Origin of the sequence: Paenibacillus amylolyticus, assembly GCF_051136285.1 — a bacterium.
Taxonomy (GTDB): domain Bacteria; phylum Bacillota; class Bacilli; order Paenibacillales; family Paenibacillaceae; genus Paenibacillus; species Paenibacillus amylolyticus_F.
Genome location: NZ_CP194938.1, coordinates 5,930,292 through 5,951,844, shown reverse-complemented (window position 1 = coordinate 5,951,844; position 21,553 = coordinate 5,930,292). Strand labels below are relative to the sequence as shown.

At 47.2% G+C, this 21,553-nt stretch carries 16 protein-coding genes; 1 reads left to right on the top strand and 15 read right to left on the bottom strand.

Annotated features, from left to right (window positions below; translation table 11 throughout):
- Nucleotide 1: 1 nt before the first annotated feature.
- From ACR8BL_RS25765 to pyrR, 10 genes are all read right to left on the bottom strand, one after another.
- A complete protein-coding gene (locus tag ACR8BL_RS25765; RefSeq protein WP_434750171.1) occupies nt 2-2,926 on the bottom strand; it encodes an ABC transporter permease in 2,925 nt (974 codons plus the stop codon).
- On the bottom strand, nt 2,926-4,041 hold the full coding sequence (locus tag ACR8BL_RS25760; RefSeq protein WP_434750170.1) for an efflux RND transporter periplasmic adaptor subunit: 1,116 nt from the start codon (nt 4,039-4,041) through the stop codon (nt 2,926-2,928). Before ACR8BL_RS25760 ends, ACR8BL_RS25765 begins: the two co-directional genes overlap by 1 nt.
- Entirely contained in the window at nt 4,004-4,951 is a 948-nt protein-coding gene (locus tag ACR8BL_RS25755; RefSeq protein ID WP_434750169.1) for an ABC transporter ATP-binding protein, read from the bottom strand. Before ACR8BL_RS25755 ends, ACR8BL_RS25760 begins: the two co-directional genes overlap by 38 nt.
- 271 nt (nt 4,952-5,222) lie before the next feature.
- Nucleotides 5,223-5,864 (bottom strand): orotate phosphoribosyltransferase, encoded by a 642-nt coding sequence (gene pyrE / locus ACR8BL_RS25750; protein ID WP_123062502.1) that lies wholly within the window; start codon nt 5,862-5,864, stop codon nt 5,223-5,225.
- Nucleotides 5,861-6,601, bottom strand: a complete 741-nt coding sequence (gene pyrF, locus ACR8BL_RS25745) for an orotidine-5'-phosphate decarboxylase (protein WP_434750168.1) — start codon at nt 6,599-6,601, stop codon at nt 5,861-5,863. The genes pyrE and pyrF overlap by 4 nt, the downstream gene beginning before the upstream one ends.
- 102 nt (nt 6,602-6,703) lie before the next feature.
- Nucleotides 6,704-9,922: a carbamoyl-phosphate synthase large subunit gene (gene carB, locus ACR8BL_RS25740; protein ID WP_434750167.1), complete on the bottom strand. Its 3,219-nt coding sequence runs from the start codon at nt 9,920-9,922 to the stop codon at nt 6,704-6,706.
- A gap of 1 nt (nt 9,923) precedes the next feature.
- A complete protein-coding gene (gene carA, locus ACR8BL_RS25735; protein WP_434750166.1) occupies nt 9,924-11,066 on the bottom strand; it encodes a glutamine-hydrolyzing carbamoyl-phosphate synthase small subunit in 1,143 nt (380 codons plus the stop codon).
- A 394-nt stretch (nt 11,067-11,460) separates the two neighbouring features.
- On the bottom strand, nt 11,461-12,765 hold the full coding sequence (locus ACR8BL_RS25730) for a dihydroorotase (RefSeq protein ID WP_434750165.1): 1,305 nt from the start codon (nt 12,763-12,765) through the stop codon (nt 11,461-11,463).
- A gap of 125 nt (nt 12,766-12,890) precedes the next feature.
- Complete coding sequence (locus tag ACR8BL_RS25725; RefSeq protein ID WP_434750164.1) at nt 12,891-13,805, bottom strand: aspartate carbamoyltransferase catalytic subunit; 915 nt, start codon at nt 13,803-13,805, stop codon at nt 12,891-12,893.
- On the bottom strand, nt 13,802-14,365 hold the full coding sequence (pyrR, locus tag ACR8BL_RS25720) for a bifunctional pyr operon transcriptional regulator/uracil phosphoribosyltransferase PyrR (protein WP_434750163.1): 564 nt from the start codon (nt 14,363-14,365) through the stop codon (nt 13,802-13,804). Before pyrR ends, ACR8BL_RS25725 begins: the two co-directional genes overlap by 4 nt.
- Before the next feature lie 688 nt (nt 14,366-15,053).
- Here pyrR and ACR8BL_RS25715 point away from each other — a divergent pair.
- The gene (locus ACR8BL_RS25715; protein WP_434750162.1) at nt 15,054-17,729 is read left to right on the top strand and encodes a YhgE/Pip domain-containing protein; all 2,676 of its coding nucleotides are present in this window, start codon (nt 15,054-15,056) and stop codon (nt 17,727-17,729) included.
- A 115-nt stretch (nt 17,730-17,844) separates the two neighbouring features.
- Here the strand turns inward: ACR8BL_RS25715 and ACR8BL_RS25710 are convergent, their stop codons facing one another.
- The 5 genes from ACR8BL_RS25710 to ACR8BL_RS25690 all read right to left on the bottom strand — a co-directional run bounded on the left by ACR8BL_RS25710 (nt 17,845) and on the right by ACR8BL_RS25690 (nt 21,393).
- Complete coding sequence (locus ACR8BL_RS25710) at nt 17,845-19,020, bottom strand: DUF6080 domain-containing protein (protein ID WP_434756472.1); 1,176 nt, start codon at nt 19,018-19,020, stop codon at nt 17,845-17,847.
- 168 nt (nt 19,021-19,188) lie between these two features.
- Nucleotides 19,189-19,491, bottom strand: a complete 303-nt coding sequence (locus ACR8BL_RS25705; protein WP_434750160.1) for an EamA family transporter — start codon at nt 19,489-19,491, stop codon at nt 19,189-19,191.
- A 4-nt stretch (nt 19,492-19,495) separates the two neighbouring features.
- A complete protein-coding gene (locus tag ACR8BL_RS25700) occupies nt 19,496-19,786 on the bottom strand; it encodes an EamA family transporter (RefSeq protein ID WP_434753253.1) in 291 nt (96 codons plus the stop codon).
- 29 nt (nt 19,787-19,815) lie between these two features.
- Nucleotides 19,816-20,448, bottom strand: coding sequence for an HAD family hydrolase (locus ACR8BL_RS25695; protein WP_434750159.1), 633 nt, complete (start codon nt 20,446-20,448; stop codon nt 19,816-19,818).
- Nucleotides 20,449-20,481: 33 nt separating this feature from the next.
- Nucleotides 20,482-21,393 (bottom strand): decaprenyl-phosphate phosphoribosyltransferase, encoded by a 912-nt coding sequence (locus ACR8BL_RS25690; protein ID WP_434750158.1) that lies wholly within the window; start codon nt 21,391-21,393, stop codon nt 20,482-20,484.
- Nucleotides 21,394-21,553: the final 160 nt, after the last annotated feature.

Sequence of the window (21,553 nt, the reverse complement as noted above, 5' to 3'; positions counted from 1 at the left end):
TTTACCTCTCCTCTCCCATTTTGACCGCCTGATGAACCCTCAGCCTGCGAATCTGCCAGAGCAACATCGATGCTCCAATAATCAGCATCACCACGGTTACACCGTACAGTTGCAGCATATCCTGCTGTTCAAAGACGATACGGAATGGCGGAACCTGCGCAGACACATTATCGGTCGTTTGCAGAAACGGCAGGAAGAGTCTGCTTGAAACCTGACCAATACTGATCCCCAGCAGGATCGAAAGCCCAGCCGTGAATACCTGCTCCAGCAATAACATACCGCTGAGCTGTGCTCTGGATAGACCCATAGCTCGCAGGACACCGAACTGTACCACACGTCCCGAGAGGTTAAAGAACCAGTACAGCACGTAACCAATTAACGAGATAATCACCGATACAAGGAAACCCAAACTCAGAATGCCGAATACTCCGCCTCTGGATGGATGTTTGCCCTGTGTGACGAGCTCGGTTCGCACATCACGAACAGAGGATAGTTCAATGCCTTCTGCTGCAAGTTTCTCCATTAATGGAGCGACCTTGGCATCCGGTTTCATTTTTAACCATACCTCGTAAGGGATTAGCGGCACCTGATCATAGATATAATCCAGATTAGCCACAAAGAATGGCATCTGATCCGGGTATTGCGAAGGCCAGTATGGAATAATGCCAAAAACAACAAATTCAATCGCTTGACCCTGTACACCAATGGAAACTGAGTCTCCCGTTTTGAGCTTGAACTTGTCAGCAAATTTCGAGGAGATCAGAACAGCACCTTCATATTTACCAAGCAAATCAAGATACTTGTAAGGGTGTGCGGGGAACAAATCGTTACGGAACCAGGCAACCTTGGCGAAGTCCACATTATCAATGCCGACTAACATCCCTTGTCCACCGGATTTACCCGAGACAATAATGTTGCCCTTCGTTTGCAGCACCCGTGCAGCATGCTCCACACCGTTTAATTGACGGAACACTTCAAATGGTGGCTCAGAGTATATGATTTTGGTTGGCTGCGATGAACCGCCCCCACCTCCACCACCAGGAGCTCCTCCACCGCCATTTCCTCCACCACCGGCACCTCCGCCGCCTCCACCGCCTCCACCTTGCTGCCCGCTGCCTTGTTGGCCTCCGCCGCCCTGTCCAGAACCTCCTGGCTTAACCTCCGGGGTTCCTTCCCATACCGTTTGCATAATAACATCCGAGCCATAACGGTAAAGCGTGCGTTCCGTTGAATTCAAATCAATGGTTCGAGCTGCAGCCGAGTTATATACCCCAAGGCCGAGTGTCAACACTAATAGAATCATGAGCGGATAATAGGATGATGACGAACGTGACAACTGAGTCAGCGTCAGATACAACGGAACCGGCAGCAGCTTGCGACCGATCAACTGAATCAATTTCAGAATCCAAGGGAACAAACGCAGGAAAAACAGTCCAAGCGCAAAGATCGCAAGCGCAGGTACAAAGAACAGAAACGGCTGTACCTGTAACTGATCCGTTGTCATTCCCGTCTGGAACGTCAGCATCTGACGTTCATAAAACAGATAGTAGCCATAACCAGCCAGACCGAGCAGTCCGACATCGAGGAACCAACGTTGCCACAGCGGTGCACGATCTGTACGTGCCTGACGCCGTTTCGCAGAAACAATCGTTGCTCGTGCATACGTAATCGCCGGAATCAGCGATGCAATAATGGCAACCAGCACAGCTACTACTCCGAGCATAATGGCTTCTTTGGAGACTCCAATCGGAATAGACTTCCGATCTACAAAGGATAAGAATCCACTGGCAGAGCCGATACTCTTAGCCATGAACCATCCCAGAAGCGGTCCAGTAACCAATGCAATTGCACCCAGGAAAATCCCTTCAAGCAAATAAAGCGAGAAGATCTGACGAGCTGATGCTCCGCGGCTGCGCAGCACCGCAATGTCACTTTCCTGCTTTTGCAGTGATTGTCTGGCATTCATCGCGATAAAATAAAAGACCATCGCAATCATCGGTGCAGCGAGCGTAAACAGCATCGTCTGCAGCTGCAGACTCTGACTGCGGAACTGCTTGAGCAGATCACCAAAGGTAATATCCACTTTGGTATCTTTCAGTCGCTGATACAGATCAATATCCAGCCGTTCCAGCATAGAACTGAGGCCCGACAGCTGGCTCGTTTGAACCTCTTTCAGATCAAAGGCGTAGTACCAACGCGAGTTCTGAAGCGGAATGCCCTTCTCTTTGAGTATTACGTCATTAAAAACAGAATCATTCACATAAAGTCCATTCATCATGCCATCGAAGCCTTGAACCCAATAAGGACTGTTCGGATTATCGGCTTTGAAGGAACCTGTAATTTTCACACGTAACGTGATATCCAGACCACTGTAGATCGGGTATTCCAAAATATCACCTACATGCAGATCATTCCGGTACATTCCTTCTTCCAGCATCACGGCTTCAATGATGTCACCTTTGACCTGATTGCCAGGTTTGACACCCGCCGAGTAATTCACCTGAGCATCCAGCCCACTCATCGTACCTAGTGTCATACTTCGCGCGCGGCTTGCATCCACTTTGGTAGGATCTTCAGGAGTGACCTCTGTACTGCGAATGGATCTCGAATTAACATACGTATGGAATGGAAACCCAATGTCGCGGGGAACATCCTCACGAATGTAGCGATCCACTTCATCAAGTCCTCTTGTATCGGTCTTTACACCCCCGGGTGCCTGGTAACTCATCAACAGCGATCCCGCTGGTAAACCCTCACTGTTATCCTGTAGCGTCTGCGCGACAACCCGTTTCAACGCACCATCGGCATACATTGGAATACTGACGGTGAACGCTACCGCCACAATCAAGCCAATCAATGTGCTGAAGGTCATCCAGCGCGTGTTCCACATTTTGCGGAACAGCAGCCGAAGCAATGGCAGCCCCATTAGCGTCCCACAACTTTCTGACCAACTGTCAGACCTTTCAGAATCTCAACATCGGTCGATGTCTGTTGTCCAACCTGAACGTCCACTTCACGCTTGCTGCCATCATTCTCGATCACCTGTACATAGGTTCTGGAGCCGATGGAGCGCAGAGCAGATACAGGAATGACAATTGCGTTCTCCGTGCGCTGGGTTACGATGGAAACAGTTAAAGGCGTACCACGTTCTACATTGCTCGGCATCTTCGCCAGAGTAACAAGGACATACTGATCAAGTGTTTCCTTCGGTGGAGGTGTGCCTCCTTGACCTTGGCCTGAACCATTGCCATTATTGTTACTTGAAGCATTAGCCGTAGGCATTGCTTTAATTTTGCCAGCCACTTTGCCGGCACCGTTAATGTCAACTTCAGCCTTCATGCCAGACGTAAATTTCTCGAGGTCTTCCTTGGCAAATGTAGCCGCCACAACCAGATTGGACGTATCCGCAATCGTCGCAATCGGGTCATACGCTTTGACCGCTGCACCCTTTTCCACCTGAACCGCAATAACGGTACCCCCGAACGGAGCCGTCAACGTGGATTGACCCAATTTTTCCTCCAGATCTGCAAGCTCCTGACGAAGTTCTTCAAAAGCTATGGTTGCTTCTTCAAACTCCACCGGATCCATCTCATCCTTCTTCCGCAATGTTTCCTTCATCTGCACTTCCGATTTTCGAATCTGGAGCCGCTTGCCGCGAATCTCCTTCTCCACACTTGCTACGTCGAGTACAGCGAGCACCTGCCCTTTCTTCACTTTGTCACCCGTTTTTACATTCAAATCTTTGATGTGCATGCCATCCAGCGTAAAATACACCTTTTCTTCACGCTGACTCATCATCTTACCGCTGCCACTGACTTTCTTCTCCAGCGTCTCCGTACGAACTTCGTATTCCGGTTTTTTGGAGATTGTAGGTGCCGTAATCGGTGGAAGCACTTCTTCCTCCGATTCTGCCGGCAGTAATGAACAGCCTGACATCGTTGCAACCACTATTGCACCAAGTACAATAAGTGCTGTGCGTTTCCCCCTCTTCGGAACGGCACCTTTACTTGATAAATCTGCCGTCCGCCATTTCATAAACATGGTCCGCAACCTCCAGAATTGTAGGATCGTGTGTAGTCATACATATGGTTACTTGTTCTACTTCAATGATATTGCGGAACACAGCCATAACCTGTGCACCCATCTTCGAGTCCAGCTCCGCCGTTGGCTCATCCGCAAGCAACAAACGGGGCCGGTGTGCAATCGCTTTAGCAATGGCCACCCGTTGCTGTTCCCCCCCGGACATTTCAAAAGGCCGGTGCTTCACTCGTTTGGTCAGTCCAACCAAATCCAGACAATGACCTACTCTTTCCTTCCATTCCGACCGCGGTACATCCGCCATCCGGAGTGAAAGCTCTACATTTTCCCATGCAGATAATAAGGGCATGAGTGCATACGCCTGGAAAATAAACCCGATCTCCTTGCGCCGCAGAGCCGTTCGCCGCTGATCTCCCCAATCCTGAAGGGGCTGGCCGGAGAATAAGATCTCTCCACTGGAAGGCTGGTCAAGCCCGCCAAGCATGTTCAGCAATGTTGTTTTACCTGAACCTGACCTACCTTTCAGCATAACAAGCTGTTGCGGCTTTACTTCCATATCAATGCCTTTGAGCACATGAATGATACGACTGCCTGTCTGAAAGCTGCGATGAACGTTACGTACCTCCAACACAGGTCCATCATATGGAGGAAGCAGTTCCTTCTTCGGCTTTGTTTTAACCTGCTGCGGTGGCTCCTCTGAAACTACCGCAACTGCAGTCTCTTCCTGGACAGATGACTCATCCGACATGACAGTTTCGGTGGCTTGAGCATCGGGCTGTGGTATGTATGAAGATTCTACCGATACAGCGCTTTCCTCCAGCCCAGAATGCTCCTGCTCGTGTTCATCGCCCGATTGGCTCTTGGCAGGTCCTTTCCTTGAGAATAACTTTTTCATGCCAGCAATCACGCTCATCCTCTCTTAATATGCCGCGCATTTCCTTCATGCGCCCTAAAACTAGAAATCTGTTCCATGCTACACTGAATTATAAACGACTGCTCTCCACTAAAAGTTACAAGCTTTTTACAACGTCAGTGTGAAAAAGTTAATATTTTGATGAACATAACAAAAAAGCATCCCAACATACGGGATGCCTCTTGTTATTCGATTGTTTTGCCGTCCTTACAGCAATCATTACAATTTTGATACCGTTTGCCAGACAGCAGTCTAACATATGCCGAATGTATTATTTACCAAATGAAGAAGGATCTTCACGCCATGATTGCAGCAGTGCAAAGTCACTCTCCTGAATCGTTCCCTGAGCCAAAGCCACGTCCATCAGCGCGGTATAATTGGACAGAGTTTGTAGGGGGATGCCCGCCTCTTCGAATGCTTTCACACCTTTATCCAGTTGATAGCTGAAAATAGCAAGAACCGCGAGCGGTGTTGCCCCTGCTGCGCGTACAGCTTCTGCCGCTTTAATCGAACTTCCGCCGGTTGAAATCAGATCTTCGATCACGACTACTTTCTGCCCTTCGCTGATTAATCCTTCGATCAGATTTTCCTTGCCATGCCCCTTCGCTTTATCCCGGATGTAAGCCATCGGCAGATTCAGCTTCTGAGCTACCCATGCTGCGTGCGGAATGCCTGCCGTTGCTGTACCTGCGATCACTTCGGCATCTGGATACTGGTCACGAATGATGGCCGCAAATGCTTCAGCAATATCATTCCGAATCTCTGGATAAGACATCGTTAGCCGATTATCGCAATAGATTGGCGATTTGATACCGGATGTCCATGTAAATGGCTGCTGCGGACGCAGTGCCACTGCTTTGATTTTCAACAGTTGAGAAGCAATATGGTTTGGGATTTGGCTAAGTTCGATCATACGTTCAACATCTCCTTCAAAATGGTTTCTGCCGCTTCACGCGGATTGGGTGCACCGGTTATGGGTCTGCCAACTACGATGTAATGGCTTCCTCTGCTGATTGCTTCGCCTGGTGTCAGGACACGTGTCTGGTCACCAAGACCACTACCTGCCGGACGAATGCCCGGGGTTACTGTGTGAAAATCTCTACCACACGCTGCCCGAATCGCTGGCACTTCCAGCGGAGAAGCTACCACACCATCCAGCCCGGACTCCTGAGCCAGTCCGGCATAACGAACAACCGCTTGCTCTACACTCCCAGGAATGCCAATTTCGTTATTCATCGTCTCTACGCTGGTGCTGGTCAATTGTGTTACAGCGATAATCTGGGGTCTGTTCAGCGAAGGATCGGCTGCAAGTGCTGCTTCCGCGCCTTCACACGCCGCACGCATCATGCTGCTTCCGCCTGCCGCATGTACATTAAACATATCCACCCCAAGCCGTGTGATACTTTCGGCTCCGCCGCGCACTGTATTCGGAATATCATGCATTTTCACATCGAGGAACACCGAGTAACCTCTCGCTTTCAGCTCTCGAATGAAGTCCGGACCTGCTGCATAGAACAGCTGCATGCCGACCTTGAGATAACAAGGAATGCCCTCGAGAGCTTGTACCAACTTCTGAGCCTCATCCGCTTCAGGATAATCGAGTGCAACCATCAGACGTCCAGCCATTTCATTGAAATTCGGGTGATTCATAACCCAGCGCCCCTTCCGCATGCTCATTTTTCTGTTTTTGCCCGATATAAAGGACATCCCGTCAGCCCGCAGGCTAACTGATGTCCTTTTATCAGTGAGTATTTATTTTATAAAGGCAGGCATTGCTTCCGAGGAGAAGTTGATCGTTTGCAGCATGATCAACAGCGCACGAATGGTATCCAGGGAAGTCATACATACCACACCATTCTCTACCGCTTCACGGCGGATACGGAAACCATCACGCTGTGGCGTTTTACCCTTAGTCAGGGTATTGAACACAAAGTTCGCTTCACCACTACGGATCATATCGAGAATGTTAGGTGAGCCTTCGCTCAATTTGTTCACAACTGTTACTGGAATGTTAGCCGCTTGAAGCGCAGCTGCTGTTCCGCCAGTTGCCATAATTTTGTAGCCAAGTCTGTAGAAACCTTCAAGCAAAGGTACAGCTTCGTCTTTGTCTTTATCTGCTACAGTAACAACGATTGCTCCAGTAGCCGGAATTTTCATTCCCGCTCCGATCAGACCTTTGAACAGAGCTTTTGCATAGTTCGGGTCACGTCCCATAACCTCACCTGTCGATTTCATCTCAGGTCCGAGGGTTGGTTCAACGCGGCGCAGCTTCGCGAAGGAGAACACAGGCACTTTCACCGATACATGATCCGTCTCAGGCCACAGACCATCGACATAACCCAAGTCTTTCAGTTTCACACCCAGGATGGCTTGTGTTGCCAGGTTTGCCATCGGAATACTTGTTACTTTGCTCAGGAAAGGTACGGTACGGGATGAACGCGGGTTAACCTCAATAACGTATACCTGACCGTCGTGTATAACAAACTGGATGTTCACCAGTCCGATCGTTTTCAGTTCCTTGGCGATTTTAATCGTAATCTCGACAATTTTTTCTTTCAGATCTGCCGACAGGTGCTGTGGTGGATACACCGCGATAGAGTCTCCAGAGTGTACCCCTGCGCGTTCGATATGCTCCATGATTCCTGGGACCAGTACCGTTTCACCGTCACAGATGGCATCCACTTCAACCTCTTTACCCAGCATATAACGGTCGATAAGTACCGGATGCTCCGGATTGATTTTCACCGCTTGCTCCATGTAAGTCAAGAGTTCTGCATCGGAGTAAACAATCTCCATCGCTCGACCGCCCAGGACGTATGAAGGACGAACCAGAACCGGGTAACCCAGACCTTGTGCCGTTTCAACTGCATCGTCTACAGAAATAACGGTTTTACCTTTTGGCTGTGCAATCTCCAGACGAGAGAGCAAACGCTCGAACTTTTTGCGATCTTCTGCTTCATCAATGCTTTCCAGATCCGTTCCGAGGATGGTTACTCCTGCATTACGTAGCGGTGCTGCCAGATTGATCGCCGTTTGACCACCAAACTGTACGATGACTCCTACGGGTTGCTCCTGCTCAATGACGTTCATCACATCTTCGAAGAACAGCGGTTCGAAGTACAAGCGGTCAGAAGTGTTAAAGTCTGTTGATACGGTCTCCGGGTTATTGTTGATAATAACCGCTTCGTAACCTGCTTTTTGCAGAGCCCATACGGCATGTACTGTAGAGTAGTCGAACTCGATGCCTTGGCCGATCCGGATCGGGCCGGAACCCAGCACCACGACTTTTTTCTTGTCCGAAGGAATGACTTCATTCTCTGTTTCATATGTCGAGTAGTAGTATGGCGTTGTTGCTTCAAACTCGGCCGCACAGGTATCTACCATTTTGTAGACTGGACGCAGGTTTTCATCTTCACGACGTGCTCTGATTTCGGCTTCGGTAGTCAACGTCCCTCCAGGCTGACCTTCGGCACGCAGCTCAGCGATAGCACGGTCCGTAAAGCCAAGGCGTTTCGCTTGATAGAGCGTTTCGGAAGTCAATTCGGATTCTGCACGAATACGGTCCTCGAACTTAATGAGCCCTTCAATTTTATCTAGGAACCACCAGTCAATCTGGGTCAGATCCTGCAATTGTTGCAGAGTGTAGCCTCTACGGAATGCTTCCGCAATAAGGAACATACGCTCATCGTCCGCTTTCATAAGGCGTTCGTTCAGCGTGGTTTCATCCAGTAATTCCGCACCTTTCAGATAGAGACGGTGTACACCGATCTCGAGGGAACGAACCGCTTTGTGGATAGACTCTTCAAACGTACGTCCGATAGCCATCACTTCACCTGTTGCTTTCATCTGTGTACCCAGCTTGCGGTTTGCAGATGTAAACTTGTCGAACGGCCAACGTGGAATTTTACTTACGATATAGTCCAGTGTTGGCTCAAAGCAAGCGTATGTTTGCCCTGTAACCGGGTTAACGATCTCATCCAGTGTATAACCCATCGCTATTTTGGCAGCCATCTTCGCAATTGGATAACCTGTTGCTTTGGATGCCAGCGCAGATGAACGGCTTACACGAGGGTTAACCTCAATGACGTAATATTGGAAGCTGTGTGGATCAAGTGCGAACTGTACGTTACATCCTCCCTCAATGTTCAGGGCACGGATGATTTTCAGGGAAGCTGAACGCAGCATTTGATATTCACGGTCAGACAACGTCTGGCTCGGTGCCACAACGATACTGTCACCTGTATGAACACCTACCGGGTCAAAGTTTTCCATGTTGCAGACCACGATGCAGTTATCGTTCTTGTCACGCATAACCTCATACTCGACTTCTTTCATGCCGGCGATGCTCTTCTCCACCAGACATTGACCAATCGGACTGTAACGAATTCCGGCTGCTACTGTTTCACGAAGTTCTTCTTCATTCGCGCAGATTCCGCCGCCTGTTCCGCCCAGTGTGTAGGCAGGACGCACGATGATTGGATAACCAATCTCACCAGCAAATTGCAGGGATTCTTCCAGTGTTGTAACGATAACACTTTCTGGTACAGGCTGTTCCAGCTCCCGCATCAGATCACGGAACAGATCGCGGTCTTCCGCTTTTTCGATGGAAGTCAGTTGTGTTCCGAGCAATTTTACGTTTTCGCGCTCAAGTACTCCCGCACGTGCGAGTTCTACAGCCATGTTCAGACCTGTCTGACCGCCCAGCGTTGGCAGCAAGCCGTCTGGACGTTCCTGACGAATGATTTGTGTTACAAAATCAAGCGTAATTGGCTCAATGTAGACTTTATCCGCCATATTGGTGTCCGTCATGATTGTCGCAGGGTTGCTGTTAATGAGTACAACTTCCACGCCTTCTTCTTTCAGTGCCTGACAAGCTTGCGTACCGGCATAGTCGAACTCGGCCGCCTGACCGATGACAATGGGGCCGGAACCAATCACCAGGATTTTTTTGAGATCTTTGTTAATCGGCATGTTATTGCGCTCCTTTCACTGCGGCTGCCAATGCGGCTTGACGCGGCTTTTGCGGGTTAGTGATCTTGTGCTCGCGAATCATCTCGATGAAACGGTCAAACAGGTAGCTGTTATCATATGGCCCTGGCGCTGCTTCCGGGTGATACTGTACGGAGAAGGCAGGATATGTTTTATGTTTCAGACCTTCGATGGTCTTGTCATTATTGTTGATATGTGTAACTTCGAGATCCGTGCTTTTCACAGACTCTTCGTTTACAGTGTAACCGTGATTCTGGGATGTGATGAAGCAACGTCCGCTCTCCAGTTCTTTGACCGGGTGATTTCCTCCGCGGTGTCCAAACTTGAGTTTTTCTGTGTCAGCTCCTGCTGCCAGTGCAAACAACTGGTGACCTAGACAGATACCGAAGATCGGATACTCACCGAGCAACTCGCTGATCATTTTTACGGCATGCGGTACGTCTTTCGGGTCCCCAGGGCCGTTGGACAACTGGATGCCATCCGGGTTCAGGCGACGAATCTCGTCAGCTGTTACGTTATGAGGTACAACAACCACGTCACAGTTGCGTTTGCTCAGTTCACGCAAAATTCCTGTTTTTGCACCGTAGTCAACCAGTACGATACGTTCTGCTGTTCCAGGGCTGTTGTACACATGCTCTGTAGACGTCATAGGCACCTGGTTACGCAATTGCTCAATCGTAGTGTCCCCCATCATCTCCAGCAGTTCTTCGACAGGCTTCGATCCTGTTGTGAGAATTCCCTTCATTGTACCGTGGTGACGAATCCGACGAGTCAACATCCGTGTATCAATCTCACTGATGCCTACGATGCCGTATTCTTTCAGCAGATTATCCACGCTGTACTCTGCACGCCAGTTGCTCGGCGTTGGCTCATGGCGTCGCACTACGAAACCGTGCACGTACGGACGAATCGACTCAAAGTCATCCCTTGTAATCCCGTAGTTACCAATCAATGGATACGTCATTGTTACGATCTGGCCACAGTATGAAGGATCTGAAAGCACCTCTTGATAGCCTGTAATTCCCGTATTAAAAACGACCTCTCCTGTCGTTTCACCTTCCGCACCAAATGCTTTTCCGGTGAACAGCGTGCCGTCTTCCAACAATAATCTTGCCTGTCCCTGCATCCCATTTCACTCCCTCTGTGTTTATCAAAGTTAAATGGCCTTGGGTTGAACGTGGAGTTACGTTAGCGTGGGACTTCGTGGACAGAAAACCCTGCGATCGCTGTTATCCCCGGATTACTATGGTTCCATTTTTCAAATGGGGTAATCCGGTGATAAAGGCGAGCGCTTTGCTTCTTCGGGTCCTTTCTGTCCACTTCGCAGCTAAGGTGGTGCTCAAAGTTCAAAAAGTACATTTAACTATGTTTGTTTTGTATGTTGGGCTCTCGGCATCATTTTGCCTTGAGTTTGTTTAAAGAAAAGAAATTACTGTTTACTCCGGTATTTCAATGAAAATTTTATGTTATAAGTACTAATGTACGTCGTTAACAATGTGTTACGTCAGCATGGTGCTGTTTTATTGCTGTAACGTGTTATGCCACACGCTTTTGCCATCCACCCAAGTCTGTACCGGCCAGCCTTTCAGCTTCCAGCCTGTGAACGGTGTGTTTCTGCCCTTTGTTGCAAACGTTGCAGGGTCAACAGCCTTTTCCTGATTCAGATCGATCATCGTCAGATCGGCAGGGGCTCCTGTTTCCAGTTTGCCGGTATCCAGTCTGAATACGCGAGCTGGATCAGCTGTCATGCGTTTTACCAGGAAGTCTAAGGTCCACAATCCTGTTTCAACAAACTTGGTATAGAGCAGTGGAAAGGCTGTTTCGAATCCAACGATGCCGAATGGAGCGAGCTCCATACCTTTTGCCTTCTCATCTTCACTGTGCGGTGCATGATCAGTCACGATCATATCAAGCGTTCCATCCAGCAATCCTTCGATACATGCTTGCACATCGCGTGGTGAGCGCAGTGGCGGGTTCATTTTCCAATTCGCATCCATGCCCGGAATGTCTTCATCTGACAGTACCAAGTGATGCGGACATACCTCAGCGGTAACCTTGATGCCGATTGATTTAGCCAGGCGAATCAGGCGAACCGATTGTTCAGTGCTGACGTGACACACATGGTAATGTACCCCTGTTGCTTCTGCAAGCAGAATATCGCGCCCTACGTGAATCGCTTCGGACTCGTTCGGGATACCTTTGATACCATGGCGTTTGGAGAATTCACCTTCCGTAACATATCCGCCAACAACCAGAGAATCATCTTCACAGTGGGCAATCACAGGCATATCCATGCTGGCTGCAAGGCTCATGGCGTCCTTCATCATCTGCGCGTTCTGCACACCTACACCGTCGTCCGTGAAGCCGATAGCGCCTGCTGCTTTTAATGCGGCAAAGTCGGTCAGTTCACGGCCCAGTTCGTTTTTGGTAATCGCCGCATAGGGCAACACCTTAACCAGATCCGCTTCCTTTGCTTTGTTCAGTACCAGTTCCACAATCTCAGGCGTATCAGTTACCGGTCTTGTATTAGGCATGCAGGCAATGGTTGTAAAACCACCTTGTGCAGCTGATCGAGCTCCTGTTTCGATTGTCTCTTTATGTTCGAACCCAGGCTCGCGTAAATGCACGTGCATATCGATTAATCCAGGGATAACCAGCTTACCCGATGCATCCGTTACCTGCTCTGCTGACTTCTCGGCGTTCCGTACGATTTCATCTTCCGGGTCAGCGATCGTTTTAATTTTACCGTCTTCTATAAGAATGCTTTTCCGTTCAAGTTCCCCTTTTTGATTCAAGACGTTTGCGTTCTTTATCACCTGTACCATAATTGACCTCCGCTTCGGTTCTGTCCAGCAGGTTGAATCCGCTAGATAAATTGTTTATCGTCTACTCTGTATATTGGTCTGCAAGAACACCGTCTCGTCAGCCTATGACTCTATGCTAGATCCTGTTACTGCTTCATCGCACGTTCCATGACGGCCATGCGGATCGGAACACCGTTTGCCATCTGCGGGAAAATTCGTGATGCTTCACTCTCAACAACCGCATCGTCCACTTCAACGTTACGATTCACAGGAGCAGGGTGCATAATAATTGTACTTGGCTTCAGGCGTGACGCCCGTTCTTCCGTCAATCCGTAGTGTTCGCGATAATCCTCAGCTGAAGTGATCAGGCCGTGTTGATGACGTTCCAATTGAACCCGGAGCATCATGACTACATCAGCATCCAGCGCTTCTTCAAGACCTACATAAGGTGCGTGCTGTTCAAGTTCTGGCGCCTGCATCGTTGGCGGTGCGCAGAAGCGCACATCCGCTCCAAACTTTTGCAGTGCCCACAAGTTGGAGCGTGCTACCCGGCTGTGTAAAATATCTCCAATGATCGAAACACGCAAGCCTTTCAGTTCACCAAACGCCTTCCGCATCGTGTAAAGATCAAGGAGCGCCTGCGTTGGATGCTCATTATTGCCATCCCCCGCATTGACTAGTGGCACACTCACTTTCTGAGCCAGTTGCTGCAGAACACCAGCCGGTTTCAAGCGAATAACACCTGCATCAATCCCCATAGATTCAAGTGTTCGCACCGTATCGTAGATCGATTCTCCCTTTTCTACACTTGATGCAGCTGCCGTGAAGTTCAAGACCTGAGCGCCCAGACGTTTCTCTGCCATTTCAAATGAGAACCGCGTGCGCGTGCTGTTCTCGAAGAACATATTCGCTACAAAGTGTGATTCCAGGATCGGAACCAATTTTTCCTTCTGTCCTTCCCAGTGAGCTGCGCGGTTCAAAATGGACTCGATCTCGTCACGGCTAAGGTCTTTCAATCCAAGCAAGCTCCGGTCTCTCAACGCTGACTGTGTAATCATCATGCCTGCTCCCCTCGGTTCTGTATAATTTTGACTTCATCCTGTCCGTCCGTTTCCATGAGTGCAACCTCAATCTCCTCTGATTTGGAAGTCGGCACGTTTTTGCCGATAAAATCAGGTCGGATTGGAAGTTCCCGGTGTCCACGGTCTGCGAGAACAGCGAGCTGTATGTTCTGTGGTCTCCCGCAGTCCATAAGCGCATCCATTGCAGCCCGTATCGTGCGCCCGGTGTACAGCACATCATCGAACAAAATCACTTTTTTGTTATGAATGGAAAGTGATTCAGGTGTCATAATCAACAGTTTCTTGCGATTCATCTGGTTATTATCCAGACGATCATCACGATAAGGAGTTACATCCAGTTCTCCCCAGGGAACTTTGGCGCCTTCAATCTCTTCAATCTTCGCGGCGATTCGTTCGGCCAGGTACACTCCTCGTGTACGAATCCCGACCAGCACACAATCGTCGATTCCTTTGTTCTTCTCCAAAATTTCGTGGGCAATCCTTGTCAATGCTCGGCGGATCGCCGTTTCATCCATAATGACATGTGTTTCTGTGCTCATGCGTTCAGCCTCCTCAGGATTTTCCTTCGAAACCATGGCCCCGTGACGAGGAGAACAAAAAAGACTCCTTGCCGTGTTTATTGGCAAGGAGTCTCCGAACTTCAGACGTCGCTGAAGAAAGTTTACTCTCGGGATGCATCATCTGATCTGCCGCAGCAAATCAACGATGTATCATTCACGTTACCTTGCCAGTCTCACGGGACTGATTTAAAGGTGCTATTCATGTCGTGCATATGAGGAACCTCACAGAGTTCTGTCTCAATATGCCCTTTTGTCTTCATGAATTATGACAGAAAGACAACCCTCTGTCAACACCTCACCATCGCAGGTGCAAATCCTCTGCTTCATCTGTATTAGAATCAGCAATTAGGCTAAAAAACATCCATGTCACATCACATGTCATTCGTCATTTATAATTATACAACAAACCTGCATATTTATCCATAGAGAATTGCAACATGCTTTCGATCCAAAATTCGCCACCTGACACTATTTTCAAATGCTTCTCCTGAAATCTATGAAGACTATGAATCAGTCTCCTTTCAATGGGGGAAAGTTTATACACGCGCTCATTTATTAAATACGCCTTTTTTCCGATATACATCAAGCTTAGAGAGTAAGAACGTAAGGAAGGTGAGCCTTTCCCTCCACTGTTATAACTCTCTTCATTATTTTTAAGGAGGATACTATGCGTCACATATGGCATATTTACAAGACAGACTGGCTGCATATTTTCAAAGTACCCACAGGTATATTCCTGATCATCGCAATCATACTACTGCCAGGTGTATACGACTGGGTGAATGTCAAATCTGTCTGGGATCCGTACAGTAATACGCAAGGTATCAAAATCGCCGTAACTAGTGAAGACAACGGTGCCACAGTTACGGGTACGGCCATTAATATTGGCGATGAGTTAATGAATAGTTTAAGTCACAACCACAAGCTGGGATGGACATTTGTAAATCAGGCCGAAGCTAACCGCGGTGTTCAGACCGGTGAGTATTATGCCAGCCTGCTCATTCCTGCTGATTTTTCATCACGGATCACGGGCATTGTGAATGGAAAACTGGATCGGCCGGAAGTCATTTACACAGTCAATGAAAAGGTCAATGCCATCGCTCCCAAAATAACCGGTTCGGGCGTATCCGCCATTACAACGCAGATTAATGAGAATTTCACTGAAGCCGTCAGTGAAGCTGTGCTTACCAAGCTGAAGGAAGCTGGCGTAGAGATTAATACACAGTTGCCAACGCTACGCAAGATGGAAAGTGGCATCTTTATGCTGGAGAAAAATCTACCTGAAATCCAGATAGCAGGTCAGAAAGTGCTCGAAGTTGACCAAGCCATGCCGGAGATTATGAAGCAGGCACAAAAAATTGTGCAATTGGAGAAACGACTGCCTGAAATTAATGAAGCTGCTGGGTATGTACTGAAAGTACAGCAGTATTGGCCCCAGATCAAAACCGCTGCTTCAGAGGTGGTAGCCTTACAAGATCGAATACCAGAAATAGAGCAAGCCGTCGCCCGCATTCAAGAAGTTGATGCCAACTTTGGACAAGTTTCTGGAGTGATTCAAACCGCCCTGGATAAAACGAATCGAGCTCTTGCAATTGTATCTGCTGCTGAACAGGATCTGGATAAAGTTTCCGAAATTTGGGATAACGCAGTGCAGTTTGCTAATGGATTGAATCAATTTGCAGGTTCCAGTCAGGAAGCTTTTCAATCGATTACGCCAACGATTCGGCAAAATCTGCTGTTAGTGCAGCAAATAACAAACGTAGCTGGCGCTATGTTCGAACAATTGAAAGGAACCGATTCGAGTAAACTGCCGAGCGCTGATGACATCGACCGTCTTACATCCCGTCTCGGCATTGCGGTAAAAATTATGGACAGTATGTCCGACTTGTTTGGCAAAATGGATGCTTTACTGCCCTCTCATCCACTGGCAACAAAGATACTGCAATTGCAGACGATATCTGAAGAACTTCAGCAACAACTAAAACTGGCCGGAATCATCATTACAGCCTTGCGTGAGAATACGATTCCTCCAGCAGATATTGTTGCCCAATTAAATGAAATGAATAGAAAAATTAGCACTGGGATTGATCGCTTCCTAAGCACCTTTGACAGCCAGATTGTTCCTGCGCTTACGGATGCAACCGATCAGCTAAAGTCTGTTCTATCTACGTCTGCCAATACTTTGCAAGCAGCAAAGGATCGTCTTCCAGACATTGCAGCAATTTTCGCTACAGCGAAGGAGGGTATTCAATTGGGTCAAGCAGAGCTGGAAAAAATTCAGGGTGATCTACCCGATATTCAGGCTAAGGTACATGAGATTTCACAAACCCTTCACACCAAGGGCAAATCCTTTATTCATGCTTTGAGTATGGTGTCTTCCCTTATTCAGCGTGATCTGCCCAAGCTGGAGGATAAATTAAATGCAGCTGCGGATTTTGTTCGTAATGATCTGCCTCAGGCTGAGAAGCATATTGGCAAAGCGTCCAGCTTTGTGCAGCACCAACTGCCCGATGTACAAAAAGGAGTACATCGCGTAGCTACTCTTGTTCGTAAGAACTTGCCAGAGCTGGAAAGTGCAATCCGAAAGGCTGCCGAGAAATTAAGAGAAGTCGAGGGCAATAATCAGTTTGCCGAGCTTGCCAAGTTGTTGCGAGGCGATATCCAAGAAGAAAGTGCATTCCTTGCTAGTCCAGTACAGATTAAGGAGCAACACCTGTACCCCATTCCCAATTACGGTTCAGCCATGTCACCGTTCTATGCCGTATTATCACTATGGGTAGGTTCAACATTGTTAATTTCCCTGCTGCGTGCGGAAGCAGAAAACCCGGAGGGGACATACCGCGGATATGAACTGTACCTTGGTCGTCTAGCTACTTTCTTAACCGTTGGTTTATTGCAGGCGATATGTGTTACAGCAGGAGACATTTGGATCCTGGGAACTTATGTCGCAGATAAATGGTTGTTTATTTTATTCGCCATGCTGGTGAGTGCTGTGTTTGTGACGATCACATATACCCTTTTATCTGTATTCGGCAATATTGGCAAAGGCATCGCCATTATCTTCATGGTGTTTCAGTTCTCCAGTTCGGGTGGTACTTTCCCAATCAGCATGACTTCGCCCTTTTTTCAGGCGTTAAATCCATTTATGCCGTTTACTTATGCGATCAGTCTGCTACGTGAAGCAGTCGGTGGTATTCTATGGTCAACAGCCATAAAGGACATCCTGTGGTTGTGTCTGTTCATTGCGCTTAGTCTGATTTTTGCTCTTTTGTTAAAACGACCATTAAGCAATTTAACGAAACGTTCTGCTGAAAATGCGAAAAAGACGAAAATCATTGCTTGAGGCGTCCGTTAAAAAAAAAGGAAAAAGCTTCTTGAACGTCACGTTCAAGAAGCTTTTTTATTACGAAATGGGACATTATACATCCTGATATTAATGTAATCTTCTTCTGAATTAATTATTGTTGCACTGAACGCTGCTTCTCCAGCTGTTGATAAGATTGTTTAATCGTCGTTAACGTTTCGAAATGACGATAGATATTGTTGCCAACCGTAACGAGCAGCGATGCCAAGAGCAGTCCAATCAGTACTTTTTTACCAAACCCGGAACGCAGACCGCTGATAAACATACCACCGAGCAGATAAAAAGCAAATACATAATGTCCTGCATACAGGTACATATCATATTGGTACACAGCCAGCCCGAATCCTACAACGATATGAAGCAGGAAAGCAAATAAAATGTACGGCATTAACGTCCACACACTACGTTCTCGAATACCACGAATGAAGCCGGCTAGTGCAAGCAGCAATAAAAATCCTCCCGTAATCTGAACATAAAGCGGATTAGAGCGGGTAAGATCCGTAACAAATGCGACCATACCCGGATCAAGCAAGTGCACTTTGGGAGATAACATCGGATTGATTGTCAGCAAGACTAATGCTTTGAAATGTACCGCCCACTGGAAAGGTGTCGCGTAACTGGTACCTCCACTTTGAATCCCTAACAGCCAGTTACTTACCCAGCTTCGTCCCCCAAACGCAACATACTGAATGGCTGTTATTACCACGATCATCAGCACAGCCAGCGCCATGATACCGATATATTTTTTCCACCCAGCCTTGTTACGCCATGCCTGCATATTAAAGAAGACAGCCCCCGCAAACGGGATAATATTAGTCGAAGTTAATCCGAAGTTAATTGTGGCAAGCAGCGCATTCGGGACATAACGGATGTCTCTCTGTACACGCGTATACTGCAAGTACAGAACAGATAGAAGAATCACAAACTGCACATATGGATATGAGTCCGGGATAAAGGCGGTAAACATAAGATACGAGCTGAAACCAAACAATAAAGCGAACAACAGCGGTGTGTGGGAAGGTCTCTCTTCATTTTGACTTAGGAAAACAAAGGCCAGCACAACCGACCCTGCATTCACAAGCGATTGTAAAATCAAGAAGAACCAGTTGCCTCCCAGCAGTTTGGAGATCGCTGCCAGTGTAACCGCCAAATAAGAAATTAAAGGATGAATCACAGAGGAACTGTTGTCCCCGTAATACATCGAAGGATCAAAATTAAACAGATTAAGGGGAAATAAGGCTGTATTAAATGGTGTATATTTTCCCAACATCTCTGCATGTTGACTGATATACAGAATATAAGATCCATTCATCAAACCATAAAAAAGGGAAAAACCTGCAAACAGAACAAAAGAAATCCAAGTCACTCTACGATCATAAAATATGTAGTCTAAAAATTTCATGCGTTCACATCCAATATTTGAATTAAATTTTAAATCTTATAATACGAGCAGGCATAATCCGCCCATAATACATACTACACCCATCCAGCGCATTGGCCCTACAGTCTCTTTAAAGGCCCATCTCGCAATAATAAGTGTCCAGACATAGGTTAAGGCGTTAGCAGGCAGGACAACGGTGAGAGGTAGAAATTTCAGCAAGACGATATTCAGCAGTGCACCTGTCCCGTAAAAACCAAGTCCAATCAACACATGCATGCGTTTACGGCTAGTTGCGTAAAATTTCAATCCCGCTCCACCCATCGCTCCGCACAAGGTCATCACAATTAATACAGCAATCATCCAGCTATCGTTCCACACTTGTTAATGTCACCCCGATTCCCAGGAGCACAACTGCAGCAAGCTTTTGTACTGTGATCTCTTCACCAAGCAGGAAGTACCCATAGATTAAAGCAAAAACATAACTGGCACACATTAGCGGATAAGCTACCGAGAGTTTCTCCCGAGCGAATGCTTTAATCATTAAAATCGCACCCAACCCGTAACATAGAAAACCGACGCCCATGTAGATCCATTCCGTCAATCCCCACTTCCAGAACAGCTGCCCGGTTGCTGTCAGGAATGCAGAAGCCAGCATCAACCATTTGCCGATATGACGTGCCCTACTTATTTCCCCCACGTTAATGCCTCCATCTCCGGAACACGTTTGTTAATAAAATACCGCTGGCTCACAAGCTGCATTACCGGAAGGTCGGACAACGAATCGGAATAAGAGCAGGATTGCTCATAATCAATTTCCAACTTTTTTTCGGCCAAATATGCCTGAATCCGGCGCACTTTCTCTTCGCCTTTACAATTGGCACCTTCAATGATGCAGGTATATCCATTCTCGTGTGGGACAAGTTCGGTCCCGATGACGTGATCGACCCAAGGAAAGTTCTTGAAGTACTTCATATACGCATGTGGAGAAGCTGTTACGAGCAACACATGATATCCTGCTTCCTTCCGATGTTGCATCTCTACACTAGCCTCAGTGAATATGGATGTGCGCAGGTGGGTATCAAAAAAATGTTCCAGATCCTTTTCAGACATCCGCCTGATTTCTTGAAAATAGGAACGTTTAACACGTTCAACTGTCATAAAGCCCGCTTTGAATAATATCGTGTGAAGAGCAATAACAGGTAATCTCCATACCTGCCACGGATAACGTCGCATCCCATAATATACAAACTGGAACATGGAGTCACTGCGTATAATCGTTTTATCAATATCAAAGATGGCAACTTTCGTACGTTTCACCCTGATCCCCCTCTACCTTATATTTCTCTCTATTTATTCGAAGATGGCAAAGATCGTAATTACACTAACGACGTACAAAATAACAGTAATTAGAATAGGCTTGTCCTCAAACAAAACGCGGTCCGGTGATCCACCTTGATTTTTCATATGGATCAGATATAAATACCGAAACATGCCATAGATCACCAGTGGGATCGTCCACATGAGATGAATCGTACGATCGGACGTAAAGGTGAACAGAGAATAACTGATGATGGTTGCTGTTGTCACGATAGTGTTAAACTGATCCAATAACGTAATGGAGTAGTTATCCAGCACCTTACGATGTGATCCTGTATTGCCTTCGAGCAATGTAAGTTCATTTCTCCGTTTCCCAATCGCCAGGAAGAGTGATAACAGCATCGTACAAATCAGGAACCAAGGTGTGAACGGAACATGAATCAAGACACCCCCAGCAATGGCACGTAGAACAAATCCAGCTGCAATGGTCATCATATCCAGAATTACGATATGTTTAAGCACAAATGAATAGGATACGTTCAGCAGGAAATACACTACGCACAGCACACCGAATAACGGATTCATGATAAAGGCGGCTGCCAAAGAGATTACCAGCAGTGCAATTCCGAATAATAACGCATGTGCAGGATTAACCTGCCCGGAAGCAATTGGTCGGAATTGTTTGGTCGGATGCTGCCTGTCCCGTTCCCGGTCTACATAGTCGTTTAATATATAAACACAGCCTGCAACCAGACTAAACAACAGAAAACCAACTCCTGTTGCAACGATGGTTTCTGTTCGAATTTCCTCAAATGAAAACAACAATGCAGCAAACAATAATAAATTTTTAGTCCACTGTTTAGGCCTTAACAATTTGAATAAGCCGGAAATCGTTCCAGCGCTGCCCTCAGCCGATGATATTGTATTTTGCCTTGATGAAAACAATGGTAATTACTCCCTTCAACAACAATTCTGTCTTTGATGTCTATACAAATAACGTAAAGACTTAATCATAAGTTGCTTGGTTATTTTTGTAAAGAGTATAAAGTATATATTTGGACATAAAAAAGAGACCGTTTCCGGTCTCTTTATACCAAACATAAGT